This window comes from Streptomyces sp. NPDC001678 (assembly GCF_042892945.1).
Lineage (GTDB): Bacteria > Actinomycetota > Actinomycetes > Streptomycetales > Streptomycetaceae > Streptomyces.
In genome coordinates this window covers 132,573-150,328 of the sequence record NZ_JBIAUP010000012.1, presented here as the reverse complement: position 1 = coordinate 150,328, position 17,756 = coordinate 132,573, and the positions used below count along the sequence as shown (strand labels likewise).

General features: G+C 73.5%; 11 protein-coding genes. All 11 read left to right on the top strand.

Translation table 11 applies throughout. From position 1 onward, the window contains the following. The first annotated feature begins 228 nt into the window (after positions 1-228). From ACFYZR_RS24350 to ACFYZR_RS24300, 11 genes are read left to right on the top strand one after another with little or no spacing between them, the layout of a single operon-like run. Positions 229-660, top strand: coding sequence for a phage tail protein (locus tag ACFYZR_RS24350; protein ID WP_391913640.1), 432 nt, complete (start codon positions 229-231; stop codon positions 658-660). A gap of 28 nt (positions 661-688) precedes the next feature. Beyond that, positions 689-1,411: a LysM peptidoglycan-binding domain-containing protein gene (locus ACFYZR_RS24345; protein ID WP_391913638.1), complete on the top strand. Its 723-nt coding sequence runs from the start codon at positions 689-691 to the stop codon at positions 1,409-1,411. Beyond that, positions 1,408-3,171 (top strand): VgrG-related protein, encoded by a 1,764-nt coding sequence (locus tag ACFYZR_RS24340; protein WP_391913636.1) that lies wholly within the window; start codon positions 1,408-1,410, stop codon positions 3,169-3,171. The genes ACFYZR_RS24345 and ACFYZR_RS24340 overlap by 4 nt, the downstream gene beginning before the upstream one ends. A gap of 39 nt (positions 3,172-3,210) precedes the next feature. After that, positions 3,211-3,612: a GPW/gp25 family protein gene (locus ACFYZR_RS24335; RefSeq protein WP_391913634.1), complete on the top strand. Its 402-nt coding sequence runs from the start codon at positions 3,211-3,213 to the stop codon at positions 3,610-3,612. A gap of 14 nt (positions 3,613-3,626) precedes the next feature. After that, entirely contained in the window at positions 3,627-5,756 is a 2,130-nt protein-coding gene (locus ACFYZR_RS24330) for a hypothetical protein (RefSeq protein ID WP_391913632.1), read from the top strand. Positions 5,757-5,791: 35 nt separating this feature from the next. Then, complete coding sequence (locus ACFYZR_RS24325) at positions 5,792-6,376, top strand: phage tail protein (protein WP_391913630.1); 585 nt, start codon at positions 5,792-5,794, stop codon at positions 6,374-6,376. Further along, positions 6,373-9,669 (top strand): putative baseplate assembly protein, encoded by a 3,297-nt coding sequence (locus ACFYZR_RS24320; RefSeq protein ID WP_391913628.1) that lies wholly within the window; start codon positions 6,373-6,375, stop codon positions 9,667-9,669. The genes ACFYZR_RS24325 and ACFYZR_RS24320 overlap by 4 nt, the downstream gene beginning before the upstream one ends. Continuing rightward, the gene (locus tag ACFYZR_RS24315; protein WP_391913626.1) at positions 9,666-12,629 is read left to right on the top strand and encodes a beta-propeller fold lactonase family protein; all 2,964 of its coding nucleotides are present in this window, start codon (positions 9,666-9,668) and stop codon (positions 12,627-12,629) included. The genes ACFYZR_RS24320 and ACFYZR_RS24315 overlap by 4 nt, the downstream gene beginning before the upstream one ends. Continuing rightward, positions 12,626-13,270, top strand: coding sequence for a DUF4255 domain-containing protein (locus ACFYZR_RS24310; RefSeq protein WP_391913624.1), 645 nt, complete (start codon positions 12,626-12,628; stop codon positions 13,268-13,270). Before ACFYZR_RS24315 ends, ACFYZR_RS24310 begins: the two co-directional genes overlap by 4 nt. Then, positions 13,267-15,411, top strand: coding sequence for an AAA family ATPase (locus ACFYZR_RS24305; protein ID WP_391913622.1), 2,145 nt, complete (start codon positions 13,267-13,269; stop codon positions 15,409-15,411). The genes ACFYZR_RS24310 and ACFYZR_RS24305 overlap by 4 nt, the downstream gene beginning before the upstream one ends. Next, a complete protein-coding gene (locus tag ACFYZR_RS24300; RefSeq protein WP_391913620.1) occupies positions 15,408-17,723 on the top strand; it encodes a hypothetical protein in 2,316 nt (771 codons plus the stop codon). Before ACFYZR_RS24305 ends, ACFYZR_RS24300 begins: the two co-directional genes overlap by 4 nt. Positions 17,724-17,756: the final 33 nt, after the last annotated feature.

Here is a 17,756-nt window from a genome sequence, read left to right as displayed (position 1 = left end):
CCGCCCCGGACCCCACAGCCGTGGCCCACGAAATTGCCCAACGGCACGCCGGTCTCCTGGCCGAGGCCGTCGTCCCGGCACTCGGGCTCTCCCGACGACTGCGCCGAGCGGCGGCGGCGACGTCGCCGACCAAACCGTCACCGCAGGACGGCCCCTGGGGCCCCTACCCACCCCGCTGACGCCCCGCCGCCCCCTCCTCCCCCCGCCGACCCCACGGAGTGCCCGTACATGCCGGATCAGCCGTTCGCCGTCAGTTCCCACTTCCAGCTCTCCATAGGCACCCACGCCCTCGGCTCGTTCACCGCCTGTGACGGGCTCGGCTGTGCCATCGAGGTCGAGGAGCGCGTCGAGGGCGGGATGAACGCGCACGTGTGGCAGCTGCCGACGCGGTTGCGCTACACGAACGTCACGCTCAGCAGGCCGCTGACGCAGGACACCCTGCTCGTCTGGGCCTGGTTGCAGGCGCAGGTGATCGAGCCGATGCGGCTTCCGGGGCAGCTCGTCGCGCTCGGCCCGGACCGGCGGCCGATCGTACGGTGGCTGCTCGACGGTGTGCTGCCGGTGCGCTGGAGCGGTCCGACGTTCGACGCGGATCAGTCGCAGCCGGCCCGGGAGACCTTGGAGATCACCCACAACGGCTTCCTCGGCATCACCGTCTGAACCGCCCGAACCGTCTGAGAGGACCCGCATGCTGCCCGAGCTCCTGGGAGGCGCGCCGGTACGGGCCGCCCTCGTGATCTACGAACCGCCGACGGGGACCGGCAACACCCCCGGGCCGGAACGCGGCCGGGTCCGCTTCCACTTCAACCCCGACCGGGTCCAGGTCGGCAAACAGGCCCGCTGGGACCGCAGCCGTGCGCCGTCCGGCGAGGAAGCCGCGCGGGCGCAGTTCGTGGGGTCGCAACCCCGCACGATGACGCTGGAGGTCTTCCTCGACGCGGGCGACTTCCGCTCCAGTGTGCAGGACCAGGTGGAGAAGCTCCTCGACTGCTGCGCCCCGACCGCGCGGAGCAGCACGGCGAAGCCCGCCTCGGCGCCCTGGGTGCGGCTGGAGTGGGGGAAGTCGCGGACGACCGCGTTCCTGGCGCTGGTGACGCAGGTCGACGCGGCGTACACCCGGTTCGGGCCCGACGGGACTCCGCTGCGCGCCACCTGCACCGTCTCCCTGGAGGAGGTGGGCGGTTCGACGCCCCGGCAGAATCCGACGTCCGGCGGCGACGGGCCGGTGGACACCCACCTCGTCGTCGCGGGCGACACCCTGGCCGGGCTGGCGTGGCAGGCGTACGGCGATCCGACGCGGTGGCGGGCGATCGCCGAGGCGAACGGCGTCGACGATCCGGCCCGGGTGCCCGTGGGCGCGGTACTGGTCCTGCCGGTCCTGGAAGAGCGGCCCGCCGGAGGTGCCGGGTGACGGAGAGGCTGTACGCGGCGGAGCCGGTCGTCGCCTTCGCGTCGCCGCTGCGGGAGCCGTGGGCGCAGCGCCTGGTGGACGTCTCCGTGGAGACGGCGATCGGCCTTCCCGCCCGCGCCGCCTTACGGTTCCGCGATCCCGAGCACCGGCTGCTCGCGGCGGCGGGGATCTCCGTCGGGGTGCCGTTGACCGTGTCGGTGGCCGCCGCGCGCCGCCGTACCCGGGCCGGGATCTTCGACGGCGAGGTCACGGCGCTGGAGACCGAGGTGGACGCCGACGGGAGCTTCACGACCGTACGGGCGATGGACCGGGGGCACCGGCTCACCCGGGGGCGGCGGGTGGCCGCCTACGTCGACACCACGGTGGCCGAGGTCGTCCGGCAGGCCGTCGCCCGGCACGGGCTGACGGCCGGCCGGATCGACGCCGAGGGCACGCGGATCGCGCACTTGGCCCAGCCCAACCTGACCGACTGGGAGTTCCTCAACCACCTCGCCGACGAACGTGGCCTGCGTCTGACGGTCGAAGGGAGCACCGTGCACATGCTGCGCCCGGCCGCCGCGAGCGCGGCGCCGTCGCCCGGTACGGGGGCGGACCGCAGCCCGTTCGTCCTGGAGTACGGGGTGAATCTGCTGGCGCTGAGCGCCGGGGTGTCCTCCGAGGGGCAGGTCGCCGACGTGGAGGTGCGGGGTTGGGACCCGGACGGCAAGGCCGCGCTGTCCGCGAAGGCGGGTGCGGGTGACAGTGACCGGCTGCTGCTGGGTGTCACGCCAGGGAAGCTCGGCAAGGCGTTCCCGGGTCCGGCGCCGGAGCTGCTCGTGGGCGGCCGGGCCCACACGACCGCCCCGCAGGTGGACGCGGCGGCCCGCGCGGTGGCGGCGGAGTCGGCTGCCTCGATGGCGTCGCTGTCCGCGGAGGTCTCGGGCGCCCCCGAGCTGCGGGCGGGGGTGCCGGTCACCGTGGCCGGTGTGGGCGAGCCGTTCGCCGGCAAGTACACCGTCACCTCCTGTGGTCACGTCTTCGACGGCGACCGGGGCTACCGGACCGAGGTCCGGGTCGGCCCGCTGCCCCCGCCCGTGGTGCCCTATCCGCCGCCGCTGTGCGCTCCGGGCGTGGCGGTGGGCGTCGTCACGGACATCAAGGAGCCGGGGAAGGGCCAGCGGGGCGCCGTACGGCTGCGGTTGCCGTGGCTCTCCCAGGACTATGTGACGGACTGGGTCCGTACGGTCCAGTGGGGCGGGGTCGACGGCGGCGGGGTCTTCGCGCCGGAGGCCGGGGACGAGGTCCTCGTCGGCTTCGAGCACGGGCGGCTGGACCGGCCGTACGTCCTCGGCGGCCTCTACAACGGCATGGACGCCCCCACCGACCACGGCCTGCCGCTCGTCGACGCCGGAACGGGAAAGGCCAACCGCCGTTCCCTGGCGTCCCGTTCGGGCGATCGGCTCGAACTGCTCAGCGCCACCGACGGCCCCCAGGGCGTCCGGCTCCTGACAGGTGACGGCAAACTCGTCACCCACCTCGACCGGAAGGACACCACCATCGCCCTCACGGCGGGGGAAGGGAACAAGACCGTACGGATCTCGCTCGACGGCCGTGGCGACGGCACCCTCACCATCGACGCGGGCACGACGGGCACCCTCGTCCTCAAGGCCGGCACGGTGACGCTGGAGGGCGGCACCACCGTCACGATCAAGAGCGGCGGCGAGCTCAAGCTCGAAGGGCAGAAGACCACCATCACCGGCAACACCGTCGACATCAACTGACCCGGTACGGACACCGGTACGGACAAGCGGGAGGCGAGCGTGGACATCATCGGCGCGGGGTGGGCGTTCCCCGCCGTCATCACCGGCACCGGCCGCGTGGGCCTGGCGAGCGGCGCCGAGGACGTGGAACAGGCCGTGCGCATCATCCTGTCGACCGCGCCCGGCGAGCGGCCGATGCGGCCCGAGTTCGGCTGCGGCATCCACGGGCTCGTCTTCGACCCGCTCGACGCCACGACCGTCGCCCGCGCCGATGTGGAGGTGCGCCAGGCACTGGACCGGTGGGAGCCGCGCATCGAGGTCGACGACCTGCTGTTCAGCACGGACACCGTGGACGTCGGCGTGCTCTACATCGACATCCGCTACCGGCTGCGCGCCACCAACGAACCCCGCAACTTGGTCTTCCCCTTCTACACCCTGCCCGGCGATTCCCCGACCGAGTGACGAGTGAGTGACGAGTGAGCGACCTGCCCGTACCCGACCTGGACGACCTGCGCTTCCAGCCGCTCGTCGACGCCGCCAAACGCGCCCTGCCGCAGCGCGCGCCCGAGTGGACCGACCACAACGTCTCCGATCCCGGCATCACCCTCGTCGAAGCCTGCGCGGAACGCACCGACCAACTGCTCTACCGTGTCAACCGCATGACGGACCGACAGCGATCGGCCGTACTGCGGCTCATGGGCATCACCCCGCTCCCCGCGTCCCCCGCCCGGATCACCGTCCTGTTCACCCGGACCGACGACATGGCCGTGAGGCGGGTGATCCCGGCAGGCACCGAGCTCCGCACCGAGGGCGGCGAGGAGCCCGTCGTCCTCACGACCACCGCGCCGCTCACGCTCGCCGAACACCAGGCCACGGGAATGGTGGAGGCCGTCGAACAGCTCGTGACCGTCACCGAGGTGCTGGGCGTCTCCGACGGTCTCCCGGGCGGCCGCTTCGCGACTCGCCACCGCCCCTGGGGGTCCCGCACGCCGGTCGCGGACCCCCGGTTCGGCCCACAGCTCACGGTCCGGGTCGACAGGGAGATCTGGCCGGCGGTCCGCACCTTCGCGGAGGCCGGGCCGGACAGCCGGGTCCACTGGTGGGACGACGTGTCGTGCGAGGTCGTCTTCGGACCCGAGGTCCCCACCGGGGACGGGCGGTCGGAGCGGCGCGGATCCACACCGCCGAAGGGCGCGAGCGTCAGCGCGGAGTACGAGGTCTTCCGCGGCCGGAAGGGAGACGTATCGGCCGGTACGCCGCTGACACCGGCTTCGCTGCCCGGGCTGAGCGCCACCGTCCACGCCGTGCTCGCCCCCGCCGAGGACGCGGAGGACTGGCGGCAGGCACTGGAACGCGCCGGGCTGGGCCTCGCGCCGCTGCGCCGCGCGGTCACGGCCGCCGACCACGAGCAGATCATCGCGGAGCATGTGGCCGGGCTCGCCAGGGTCCGGGTCACGGCGCTGACCCGGCCGACCGACTCCCGCGTACCGGACGCCCTCGTGGTGCCGCAGCGCCCGGCCGCCGTCCTCGCCTGCGCCGTCGCCGCCCGGAGCCCGCAACGGGTCGTGCACTACTACGACGACAACGGGGTCATCACGCCTGTCCCACTGGCCCTGGGCGGCGGGCCGTCGGGGCAGCACGACGACGCGGTGCCACCGCCAGTGGCGGAAGCGAAGCGCCTGGACGCCGTCGTCCTGACCGAGGAGGGCAAGCCCAGGCTGTGGTTCTACGGGGACAAGTGCGTCTGGGACAGCGAGCCGCCCTGGCAACCGAAGGACATCAAGGCCGAATTCCCCGGTCTGCCGGAGGCGTTCGCCTCGGACCTCGACGAGGTCGCCATGCTCCCGATACCCGGCACGCCCGACCCCGCCTACGAGCTCTTCCTCTTCAAGGGCGAGACCTTCCACCACCGCACCTACACCTATAGCGACCACGACCGGGCGTTCACGCCACAGGAGGGAAGCCGGGGTGTGACGTCGCTGATCCCGGAGGCCTTTCCCGGTCTCTCGCCGCAGTGCCAGCGGTCGCCGGACGCCGTGGCCGTCGTCGGCGGTGTCTTCTTCTTCATGAAGGGGACGCGGACCGAGCCCGCCCTCTGGCGCCGCGAGGACGACCCCCTCCGTGTCCTCCTGGTGCCCCGCGTCGAGGGGGATCCGGAAGAGGCCCCGCCCCACGGTGCCTTCGACATCCCACCGGACGTCCTGGACTCGGTGAAGGGCGTCGTCGACGCCTCGCGGCTGCTGGGCGAACGCCTCCGCATCGGGCCGCCCCGCTACCACCGGTTCGGCATCACGGCGACCGTACGCCCCTGGAGCAGCATGCCCGCGGACCTCGAACGGACCGAGCGGGCGGCCGAACGGGCCCTGCGGCGCTTCTTCCACCCCACGGCCGGCGGGCCGGACGGGCGGGGCTGGCCCTGGGGGCGGCGCGTCCACGCGGGCGACGTCTTCACCGTGCTGGAGGCGGTCCCCGAGGTGCGGGCCACGGTCGCGGTGGACCTCACCGACCTCGAGGACGGGGGAAACGTGCCGTCCCTGGAGGTCTCCGACGGCGGCCTGGTCCGCTTGGACAGCGTGACCATTCACGTCGACACCACCGAAGGCTGAGGAAGAGTCCGAGAAGGAGAGCGAGAGAGGACGGCATGTCCCCGTACCCCGCACGGCCGCTGCCACTGCCCGCCGTCTACGGCCGCGACACGGTCGCCCTGGCCTTCGCCGCCGCGATCGGCGAGGCCATGGCCCCCGCCGAGGAGCGGATCGACGGCCTCGACGCGGTCCTCGACCCCTGGCGCGCGCCGCCGGCCTTCCTGGACTGGCTGATCCGGATCACCGGCGCCCGGGTCGAACCGGGCTGGCCGGAGGAACTGCGGCGCAAGGCCGTGGACCTCGCGCCCCGGCTGGCGGCATACCGCGGGACACCGTACGGGCTCCTGCTGGAGGCCCGGGAGATCCACGGCTGGGAGGCGCCGCGCTACACGCTCCGCGTCGACGACCCCGGCCTCGTCTTCACGGACGACGACCCGGCACCCCGCGCCGGGCGCATGCTCACCGTGACTCTGACCGCCCCAGGACCGGAGGACCCCACGGAGGACCAGGCCGAGTACCAGCGGGCGCTCGAAAGTCGTCTGACGCGTCTGGTACGGGCGCACTGCCCGGCCCACCTCCCCTTCAAGGTCACAGTCACCGTCGCTCGAAGCACTTCTGACGAAGGGTCACATTCGGGATGAGCCTGCCGACGCCCGAGTACGACGGGCGCACCCGCGACGAGGTCGTCGCCACCGCCGTCGCCGCCGTGCGGGAGAGGGTGGCGGCCTGGACCGGCCAGGACCGGACGGACCCCGGCCGGGGCCTGATCGAGACGTGTACCGACATGGTCATGGCCCTGCGCGACCGGCTCAACCTGGCCCCCGACCAGCGCCGGCTCCGGACGCTGAGTCTCCTGGGCGTACGGCCGTACCGGCCCGCGCCCGCGCAGACCGAGGTCATCCTGGAGCTGGCCGCGCCGCCGCCGGAGCCGGTGGTCGTGCCCGCCGGCCAGGAGGTGGCCACACGGCCGGTGGGGGACGCCGAGCCGGTCGTCTTCAGCACACTGACGGACGCGGTGCTCAACCCCTGTGTGCTCGTCGCCGCCGGGAACTTCACGGAGCGGGGGCGGGCCGACGGCGCCCTGGAGGGCACGCTGACCGCCTTCGGCCCGGCGGAGGCGGGCCGGACCGTCGAGCCGGCCGGCCCCGCCTCCGCCGGGCCGGCCTTCCATCTCAACCTCCCCTACTTCGGGGACTTCCCTCCTGCCGGCGAACCCTTGGGGCGGTCGGGACGGGGAGGTACCGGCGGCGATGACGACTCGCCCTACGCCCTCCTCGTGCTGTCGGTGCCGGTGCCCGGCACACGGGTGACGCTGGACGTCCGGATGGGGGTGGGGCTCGGGTCCAAGACGGGGAGGAACATCGCCAAGGGGCGCTGGGAGGCCTGGCAGGGCACCCACTGGACCCCCTGTCGCGTCGTCACGGACACCGTGACCGCCGCCGGCCTCCCCGGCAGGGTCACGCTCGACCTTCCTCCCGCCCACGCACCGGCCCGGCTCCTGCTCCACCGGCCGGCGGACGACGGCGGTGACGGCTCCGTGCAGCAGCTCAGGGACGTCGGGCTGATCCGCTACTGTCACGGTCCCGGCCTCAGTCCGCTCACCGGGGCCGCGCTCCAGCCGGTGCTCGCCGTGACCGTCCCGGCCGTCCAGGCCCGGCTCGTACGGAACGAGACCCTGGGCACCGCGACCGGCACCCCCGGCGAACGCCTCCGCTTCGCGCATCCGCCGCTGCCCCGCAGCACCGATCCCCTCGTCGTGGAAGCCGTCCTCGGCGAGCGGACCGCCCAGTGGACGTACGTCGCCTCGCTCGCCGGATCGGGGCCCGACGACCGGCACTTCACCCTCGACCCCCGCACCGGGGAGGCCGTCTTCGCGCCCGTCGTGGCCGGGGCCCGGGGGCCGCGTCGGCACGGAGCGGCGCTCCCGGCGGGGGCGGTCGTACGGATCCGGCGCTATCTGACCGGCGGCGGCGCCCGGGGCAACGTCCCCGCCCGCACCATCACCGTCCTCCGTACACCCGTGCCGTACGTCTCCTCCGTGACCAACCCCGCGCCGGCGGTCGGCGGTACGGAGGGCGAGAGCCCGGCCGCCTGTGCGACGCGCCTGCCCCTGGGCTCCCCGGTGCCGGAACGGGCGGTCGTCCCCGGCGACTACGAGCAGCTCGCGCTGGCCGCGTCGGCGGGCATGGCCCGGATCCACCACGTCCGGGACACACCCAACGACGCGCTGGATCCGGCCCGCAACTACCTGCCGTGGCTGCCCGCCACGACAGACGTCTCCTTCACCCTGGCGCCCAGGACGCTCAGGGTTCCCACGGGGACACAGGTCACCACGGAGGGCGGCGAGACGGTCTTCACGACGACGCGGGATGCCACGCGCGTGGCGCCGGACGCCATGGGCGCGGCGTCCCTCACGCTCGCCCCCGGAGTCACCGCCGCCGTCGGGATGTTCAAGGCGGGTGACTACCGGGCGAACGGGGAGTTCTCCGGGCCTTTCAAGGAGGGCGGCGGGCTGGTGACGGCCCTGGTGGAGATCAAGAAGCCGCACGATCCGAACCGTCTCACGCTCTGGGTGACGGCCGGAGGGAAGCGCAAGGCGGAGGGCCGCATCGCGGTGTCCGTGTTCGCACCGAGGAAGACCGCGCCGTGGTGGGACACCGCCGCTCCCCTCGCCTATGCCTCCGCGCCCGCGCAGGAGATCACGGTGGCAGGTGAGTCGACGGTCTCCGCCCACCCCGTCCCCGTGAGCGAGTCCGCGCGGTGGAAGGCGGCCGTCGCACGCGGCGACCTCGTCGGCAGGGCACAGGACGCCGTCGACGAACTGGGCCAGGGCTTCCCGGCCGGGGAAGCCGCGTGCTGGATCGCCGTCCAGATCCTCGACCAGGACGGCACACCCGACACTCCGTACACGGTCTACGCCGACTCCGGGACGACGGACGCCGTTCCCGCCGCGCAGTACGAGGAACACAGCCAGGCGCGAGAGCTGTTCCACTCCACGGACAAGCCCGGTCAGACGTACCCCCTGTTGTACTCCCCGGTGTACGTCCCCGAGAACGAGGAGCTTCCCAAGATCCGTGTAGGTGACGAGAGCTGGCACACCGTCACGTCCTTCCAGGATTCCCTCGAGAACAGCAAGGACGTGGTCGTCAACGCCAGCACGGGACAGGTCTACTTCGGGCCGGAGGCGGACGGCCCCTCGGGCCACCGGAGGTACGGCGCCATTCCGCTTCCTCAGGGCACGCTCATCACCGTGGAGGGCCCGTACAAGACCACGCTCGGCGCGGGGGGCAACGACATTCCCCCGGGCGGGATCTGCCGGCTGAAGGAGGCGGACGACAGTGTGGTGCTCGACGTCCGCAACGTCACCACCTCGCACGGCGGCAAGAACGGCTATACCGACACCAGCGGCGGCAGCACCCGGGCCGGTGTGACGCTGATGGTCGTCCCCTTCGTCACGGCGGACGAACGGGGCTGGTTCCCCTACCACATGCTCACCCCCACCCCCGACGCCTGCGACACCCTGCGCCGGGCCCTACGGGCCTGCCAGCCCGAGGGCGTTCCGGTGTGGCTGGTGAAGCCCGTCTACCACGGCATCCGCGTCGACGCCCGGATCGTGCCCGCCGACTTCCGCACCGCCGACGAACGCGCGGAACTGCGGGCCGCCGCCGAACGCGCCCTGTACCGGTACTTCAGCCCGGTCGGCGGGGGCCCGGACGGCACTGGATGGCCCCTGGGGCGCCCGGTGTACGCGGGCGAGGCGTTCCGGGTCCTGGAGCGGGTGCCGGGGGTCGGCCGGGTCGCCACGGCCGAGCTGGTCCCGGTCGATCCGGTCACCGGCGAGGCATCGAAGCCCGTCGCCCGGATCGACTCCGGGCCGGGCGAGACCGTGTACTCCGTCGAACACCGCGTCACCGTCGCGGAGGTGCCCTCATGAGCGATGTCCCGAAGAGCGCCGGTAACCCCTTGCTCCTGGCCACGGACTGGGGTGGGGACGGCCTGGCCGTGGTGGACCTCACCACGCCGGAGGCCCCCGGGGTCCGTGTCACGGCGGTGGGCGGGAATCCACGTGCCGTCGCCGTCGGTTCGGACGGCACCAGGGCCTACGTCGTGAACCACGACGACGGGACACTGTCCGTGGTGGACCTCACGGCGCCGGACCACCCGGAGCTGGCCGCCGTTCCCGCCGGGAAGGGCCCGTGCGCCGTCGTGGCCGGGTTGGTGGACGACCGGGTCTGCGTGGTCGCGCAGGGGGACGGCACGGTCGTGGTGTTCGACAAGGAAGGGTCGCGGCGGGGCGAGCCCCTGCCGGTCGGTACCGGCCCCTGCACGCTGGTGGCGGACCCGGGCGGCGGGGCCGGACGGGTCTGTGTCGTCGACGAGTCGGACGGCACGGTGTCGGTGGTCGACGTGAGCCGGACCGACGGGCCGTCCAGGATCGCGAGCGTTCCCGTGCCCGGGGTCACCCGGGCGATCGCGGTGGCACCGGGAGGGCGCTTCGCGTACGTCGCGAGCCGGGGGGACGGTACGGCCGACGGCCGGGTGACGGTGCTGGACCTGGACGCGGACGGCCCGACCGTGGGCGACCCCGTGCCGGTCGAGGCCGAGCCCCGGGCTCTCGCCCTCAGCCCCGCGGGCGACCGGCTGTGCGTGGCGAACTACGGCTCCGCGTCCGTGTCCGTCGCCACCGTGCACCCGGACAGCGGTCTGGTCGACGCTCCCGCCGCCGTCCCGGCCGGACCGCACCCGGTCGCCGTGGCCTTCGCCCCGGACGGCGGCGTGATCCACGTCGTCGGCCAGACCTCGGGCACCCTCACCGCCATCGACCCGAACACCCTCGACCACGCGGATGTATCCGTGGGAGGCGTGCCGTCGGGGACGGTGTTCGGCCCGGACGGCCGCTACGCCTACGTCACCGACCAGGCCACCGGAAAGCTGACCGCCGTGCGGACCGCCCCGCACAGGACGGGTGAGATCACGACCGGGGCGGGGTCGAAGCCGGTCAACGTCGCCGTGTCACCGGACGGGACATGGGCCTACGCGGCCGACTCCGAGTCGGACAAGGTCGCCGTACTGGACCTCGGCCAGACCGCCCCGCTCGCCCCGATCCCCCTCGGGGACCCGCACAAGCCGTGGGACGTCGCCATCGCGCCCAACAAGGAGTTCGCCTGCGCGACCGCCCCGGACACGTCGCACCTCCTCGTCCTCACCCCCGCGCAGGGGACGAAGCTCGGCGCCGGTGGCAGCGTCACGGTGACCCCCGTCCCCCTGGCGACCGGCGCATGCCCCCACGGGGTGGCCGTCACCCCGGACAGCCGGTACGCGGTGACCGCCGACTCCGGCACGGCGACGGTCTCGCTCGTCGACCCGAAGGGCGGTACGCACACGATCGACGCCGAGGTGGTGGGGTGCAAAGAGCCCACCGGTGTCGCCGTCTCCAAGGACGGCCGGACGCTCTACGTATCCGACTTCGCCCCGGCCGATGGGTCGGGCGGAAAGATCGCGATACTCCACAGGACGGATCAGGGTCAGTGGGAACAACAGGGATTCATCGACGCAGTTACGGGCGACCTGTCGGGACCGCATGAGTCGGCCCTGTCGCCCGACGAGCTCCGGCTCTACGTCGCCAACTACAGCAGCGGAACCGTCTCGGTCCTGAAGCGCGATGCGGTGGGGGGCTCCTGGAGCCACGAGATGCCCGTGACCAAGTCCCCCGCCATGCACCAGCCCTACGGTCTTGCCCTGTCACCGGGCGGGAAGACTCTCTACGTGTCGAACGCCGCCAACAGCCAGGGCACGGTCGAGGAGTTCGACGTATCCGTCAACCCGGCGATACATCGGCGAACGATCACGATCAAGACCAACGCGAGCCCCCTCCACGCCGGGCTCGCCCTCTCCCCTGACGGCCAGTACCTCTACGCGGTCGACACCGAGTACTGGCGACAGGGAACCGGGGCCATGGGCACGGTGTACGGCATCAAGCTCGACGGGGGCACCCAGATGCACCCCATTGCCACAGCCTCCGCCGCCGCCTACATCGACAGGCCCAGCGCGCTGGTCTGCCCGGACGACCGGACCCTGTGCGTCGTCAACCAGGGGAAGACGGCGCCCGACCCCCGCGAGGCGTGCCTGGCCGTGATCACCCTCGACGACTCGCGACTCGGCGTCCGAAGCAGCGATACCCGCCCCCTCGACAAGAACGACCTCCCTTACGCGGCAGCGGTCTCCGACGACGGGACCGTGTACGTCGCCAACTTCACCGCCAAAACGGTCACCGTCTTCGGGTCGAAGGTGACGCCCGTCCAGGTCGGCGAGCAGGGCGCCTCGGAGCCATGGGACGTTGCCGTCACCGACGACGGCGTCTACGCCTACGTCACCGACCGCACCGCGAACTCCCTGCGCTGTGTCCGCCTCGCCGACCACCACGTGACCTCCCTCGACGTGGGCCGGGACCCCATGGGCGTGGCCGTCGCCCCGGGCGGCCTGCGCGCCTATGTCGCCAACCATGGGGACGACAGCATCTCCGTCATCGCTCGGTCCGCCGGTGAGGGCGGCAACCCGGCGGGCGCCCCCGAAGTCGTCGACCCCTGGCAAGACCCACGGATCACCAAACCCGAGTCGGTGTCCGTCTCGGCCGACGGCGCCTGGCTCTTCGTGACCACCGAGAACGGCGGAGCACTGCTCATGCTCGACACCAGGACCGGAAAGCCCCGGTTCTCCGTCCCGGACGGCGCGGGGCTCACCGGGAGCGCACCTCACCCGGACCGTGAAAAACATCTGGTGTACCTGGCCGACGCCGCGGGAGCGGTCGTCGCCATTGTCGACACCACGACGCTCACCCCTCTGGGCAGTGGGACTCCGATGGGACTCGACGTACGACAGGCGGCACAGACATGATCGAACTGGTCGACCAGGCACTCGAAGACCGCGTACGGGACGTCCTGACCTGGCCGCCGCCGGGATTCCCCGTCACCTTCCAGCCGCCCGGCCGCGACGGAGCGCACGGCGAGACCGCCGGCGCCGAGACGGTCGGCATCTACCTCTACGGCATCCGCGAGGACCTGGACCGGCGGCAGACCGGCACCGTCTACCAGTGCAGCGGGCCGCTGACCGCCATCGAACTCCCCCTCAAGAAGGCCGAGTTCGACCCGCCGCGCTACGCCCGGCTGTCGTATCTGGTCACCGCCTGGGCACCGGACGCCCTCGGCGCCCACCGCATGCTCGGCGAGCTCCTCGTCGGTTTCGCCAGGAGCCGGGTCCTCCCCGTGACCCTGCCCCAGGAACTGCAGGAGATGGAGCTGTCCGCGCTGCTCGACGTCGGCCATCCGCCCGCCGAGGACCGTGCCCTGACGGAGTTGTGGAGCGCGGTGGGGCACACCCTCGTCCCCGCGCTGAACGTGACCGTGACCATCCCCCTGCTCTCGTTCGTCCCGTACGACTACACCCGCTGGGTCGAGAAACCCCCGGTCGTCCGCGAGGCGCTCAAGCCCGGGCCCCAGCCCCAGCCCGGGCCCGAAGCCGCCGGGGAGTCACGGTGACCGCCACGGCCCGTCGTGGGGCACCCACGGCCGCGGACTGGCTCCTCGCCCGGCTCGCCCTCGTCGAGGCCAGGGTGCGGCGCGCCATCGCGCTCCGTACGGGCGAGGAGCCCTTCCCCGACGGCAGCGGCCTCCCGGACCTCCTGGAAGCGCCCTTCGACCCGCTCCGCGGGCTCTACATCTCCGACGACATGGCCCCGCACCTCCTGGACGCGCCAGCCGGGCTCCCCTTGCCCCCCGCCACTGCTGCCGACGACGCCCTCGCCGCCGCCCTGCGCGCCCGGGAGGACGCGGCGACGGCGGCGGGGGCCGTACCACCGCCACGCCGCCTCGCCGTGGAGTTCGGCCTGGACGCGCTCGCCCTGGACGTCCTGTTGATCGCGCTGGCGCCCGACGTCGACACCCGGTTCGAGCGCTGTTACGGCTATCTCAACGACGACATCACTTGCCGGCACGCCACCATCGGTCTCGCCCTCGCCCTCTGCGGCGTCCCGGGCGCCTCGGCGGTCGCACGCAGGGTCTTCGCGGCGGACGCGCCACTGCGTGCCGGTGGTCTTCTGGAGGTCACGGACACCGCACGCCCGTATCCGACCCGGGGGTTGCGCGTTCCCGACCGGGTCACCGCGCACCTGCTGGGCGACGACACCGCGCCGGCCTCCCTCGCTCACGCGGTGGCCCCGGCGGAAGCCGTCCTGCCGCCGGGCGGCGGCCCCTTGGCCGGGGCCGTGCGGCACGTGGCCCGGCTGCTCGCCCACCGCCACCCGGTCCATCTGCGCGACAGCCCCGACGGCACGGCCGAGGACGTCGCCGAGGCCGCGCTGCGCGCCTGCGGCCGGCCGGCGCTCCGCCTGGACCTCGCGGAGCTCGCGCGGGAGCCGGACCCGGCCGGGTCCGTGCGCGCGGCGCTCCTCGAGGCGCGGTTGCGCGGCCACGGGCTGATCGCCGGACCCGTCGACGCCCTCGACGCCCGGCACGTCCGCGAGTTGCTCGCCCCGCTCGCCGGGGCGCCGGTCCCTCTGGTCCTCACCGGACGGCAGCCGTGGGACGCCCGCTGGACGGCCGCCCCGCCGCTGCTCGCCGACTGCCCGCCCCTGACCGAGGCTGAGCGCACCACCCTGTGGCAGTACGAACTCACCTCCCACGCCCCAGCCGCGACCGACGAGGCGGTCGCCGCCGGCGCCCGGTACCGGCTCGGCCCCCACCGGATCCGCGCCGTGGCCGCGGCGGCGGGCCGGCAGGCCGCCGCGCACGGCGCCCCCGTAGGCGCCGCGGCGGTCCGGACCGCCGCCCGCGCCTGGAACAGCAGCGCCCTCGACCGTCTCGCCCGGCCCGTACGCCCCGCCGTCGGCTGGGCCGACCTGGTGCTGCCCGAGCGGACCCACGAGCAGCTGCGCGACCTGGCCCGGCGCGTGCGCCACCGCGATCGGGTCCTCGGGGAGTGGCGGATGCGGCCGGGCGGGGGCCGCGGGCGCGGCGTCACCGCCCTGTTCAGCGGGGGTTCCGGCACCGGGAAGACCCTGGCGGCGGAGGTCGTGGCCGCCGACCTCGGCCTCGATCTGTACGTCGTCGACCTCGCCACGGTCGTCGACAAGTACATCGGGGAGACCGAGAAACACCTGGAACGGATCTTCACCGAGGCCGGCGCCGTCGACGCCGTCCTCCTCTTCGACGAGGCCGACGCCGTCTTCGGCAAGCGCACGGTCACCCAGGACGCCCACGACCGCTACGCCAACACCGGCACCTCCTACCTCCTCCAGCGCCTGGAGTCCTTCGACGGGCTGGCTCTGTTGACCACCAACATGCACGCCAACATCGACCCGGCGTTCCTGCGCCGCCTCGACCTCGTCGTCCACTTCCCCGCACCCGACGAAGCCCGGCGTCAGGCCTTGTGGGACCGCTGTCTGGGCCCCGCCGTGCCCCGGGCCGACGACGTCGACGAGGCCGCTCTCGCCGCCCTCGCGGCCGACTTCGACCTGCCGGGCGGCGCGATCCGCTGCTGCGTCGTCACCGCCGCCTACCGCGCCGCCGACGACGACCGCCCGCTCGCCCTGGCGGACCTGCTGGCGGCCGTCCGCGAGGAGTACGCCAAACTCGGCCGCTACGTCGACGAGTCCCGCTTCCCCGCCCCGGACCGCCCATGAGCCCCGGCCCGCTCGACAAGCCCCTCGACAAGCCCCTCGACGGCCCGCTCCACGAACCGGCTCCGGATAAGCACCCGGCACCGGCACCGTCACCGCCGGAGGCGGCCGCCACCCTGACCGAGCGGCTGCGGAGCCTGCAGCAGGAGGCAGGCAACGCGGCAACGGCCCATGCCATCCAGCAGGGTCCGCCCACCACCGACGCGCCGTTCGGCCACCGGCGCCTGCTGGCATCGCCGGGCTGGCACCAGGCGGCCGAGCTGTACGAGCAGCGCCTCGGCGCGGCGCTGTCCGCCGCACCCGAGGTCGCGCGGGCGGCCCGGACGGCCGTGCTGCGGCTGTACGAGGCCCTGAGCCGGGGGTTCACACCGGAAAAGGCGGCGGGGGCCTTCCTGAAGGACGACCGGGAGAGCGCCGGCCAGGTCGGTACGGACGGCGACCCCACGGACCGGCTCCTCCAGTGGACCGGACCGGACTCGACCGCCACCGTCCGCGAGCTGGTCACGGCCTTCTACAACGCCGCCTACTACAAGTACGGCCCCCAGCCCGCACCGCACCCCGACGAGCGCGAGGTGTCGTTCAAGACCCTCCTGCACCGCGTCGTCCTCGACGGGGACATGGACCTGGCCCGCTCGCTCGGCCTCGACACCGACGCCCTGCGCGCCCAGCGCGAGTACCTGACCGGCGGCACCCGCGCCGCCCTCGGAAGCCTCCCGACCGACCTGCGACGGCTGTTCGCGGCGGACGTCTTCGCCCTGGGGAACCTCACCCTCCAGCACGGCGCCGGGACCACCCTCTCCATGGGCCGCAGCCAGCGCGGACGCTCCGAACGGCCCGCCCCGGAGACCGGCCCCGGCAAACGCACCCTGCGCGACTACCGCGACCTCGGGGTGCCCCTGAGCGAGGCCGAGGCAGCGCACGCCCGGCGCAGCACTGTTCCCCTCTCCGTCGAGGGACTCGACGCGGCCCGCCACGACGTCACCCCGGAGGACATCTGGGCGGCGATGGCCGGCCCCGGGGAACAGGGCCCCGAGTTCCCGCTGCCGTGGGCGTCCGGGCAGGCCCTCTTCGCCATGGACCCCTCGGCCGGCTGGTACCGCAAGCACCATGAGCGCGGCGCGCCACTGGTGGCGGGCATCTCGGGCACGACCACCCGGATGCTGAGCGCCTTCCGCTGGCTGCGCGCCGTACCGAGCGGCGGGAACGGGGGCGGGGGCGGGCGGGAGCGGTCGGAGCGGGAGTTCTTCCTCGCCGTCGCCGCGTGGATGCTGACGGGCCGCGACCATTCGCTGTACGAGATCCTGCGGGGCGCGAAGGCGGCGGGCCTGCCGAGTGTGTCGGGCTTCACGGCGTCGTCGAAGGACGTGGCCCGGATGTACCGGGACTTCGACGCGTTCGTCAGGAGCGTGCTGCCGACGGCCCGGCTGCCCGAGCTGCCGTACGCCGCGCTGTACGAACAGAAGGCGCGGGCCGAGCGCGAGCACGGTGGTTTCGTCACCGTGCACGACCGTACGGTCCGCACCGCGCGCCGCGCCCTGCGGAAACTGCGCAAGGAGCCTCCCTCCCCCGCCCTCACCTCCTGGCTCGACGAGCAGGGGCTCACGGGCGCCGACGCGGACGCGGAGCGGGCCCGGCTCAAAGAGCGTCTTGGCTTTCCGCAGTTGCTCGCGCTGGCGGAGTACACCGGGGACAACCACCAGCTCGTCAACCGCGTCCTCGCCACCCCCGGCGCGCTGGGCTCGACCGGTGTACGACGGCTGATCGACGAAATGATCTCCCTGCTCGCCAAGGGCGAAGCCGTCGAGGTGCCGTACGCCACCTGGCGCGATCCCGAGTTGCAACGGCTGATCGACGCCTACCGGGCACCAGGCCTCGACGACGCCGAGCGCACGACCCGCCTGGGTGCGGTGCGCGGCCGTATGCACGCCATGGCGGACACCCTGCGGGCCGAGGCGAAGACCCACGCCGACATGCTCGTCGACGCGCTCGACAGGCTGCCGCCCGTCAAGGGGGTGGTGTATCGCGCGGGGTGGGAGCTGCTGCCCCGGGAGCGGGTGACGTTCAGCGGTTTCACCAGTACGAGCCGGAGCAGGGAGGAGGCGGAGAAGTTCCTGCCGTTGCAGCACCCGCCCGCGTGGGGCCGTCGCGTGCTCTACTGCCTGGAGCTGACCGGGCGGCACGGCCGGGACATCGCGTATTTCTCCCGGGAGCCCGCCGAGAAGGAGGTGCTGCTCCTCCCCGGGGCGGTCTTCACGGTGAACCTGCGCGATCGCAGCGGGGATCACGACTACGTCTGGGCCACGGAAACCGCCTGAGACCGGTCCGTCGCGGCTGTCCGCGGCGGGCGT

Coding starts and splice junctions, on each gene's coding strand:
- ACFYZR_RS24345 (WP_391913638.1), top strand. CDS start 689: ATGCTGCCCGAGCTCCTGGGAGGCGCGCCGGTACGGGCCGCCCTCGTG.
- ACFYZR_RS24320 (WP_391913628.1), top strand. CDS start 6,373: ATGAGCCTGCCGACGCCCGAGTACGACGGGCGCACCCGCGACGAGGTC.
- ACFYZR_RS24325 (WP_391913630.1), top strand. CDS start 5,792: ATGTCCCCGTACCCCGCACGGCCGCTGCCACTGCCCGCCGTCTACGGC.
- ACFYZR_RS24310 (WP_391913624.1), top strand. CDS start 12,626: ATGATCGAACTGGTCGACCAGGCACTCGAAGACCGCGTACGGGACGTC.
- ACFYZR_RS24350 (WP_391913640.1), top strand. CDS start 229: ATGCCGGATCAGCCGTTCGCCGTCAGTTCCCACTTCCAGCTCTCCATA.
- ACFYZR_RS24300 (WP_391913620.1), top strand. CDS start 15,408: ATGAGCCCCGGCCCGCTCGACAAGCCCCTCGACAAGCCCCTCGACGGC.
- ACFYZR_RS24315 (WP_391913626.1), top strand. CDS start 9,666: ATGAGCGATGTCCCGAAGAGCGCCGGTAACCCCTTGCTCCTGGCCACG.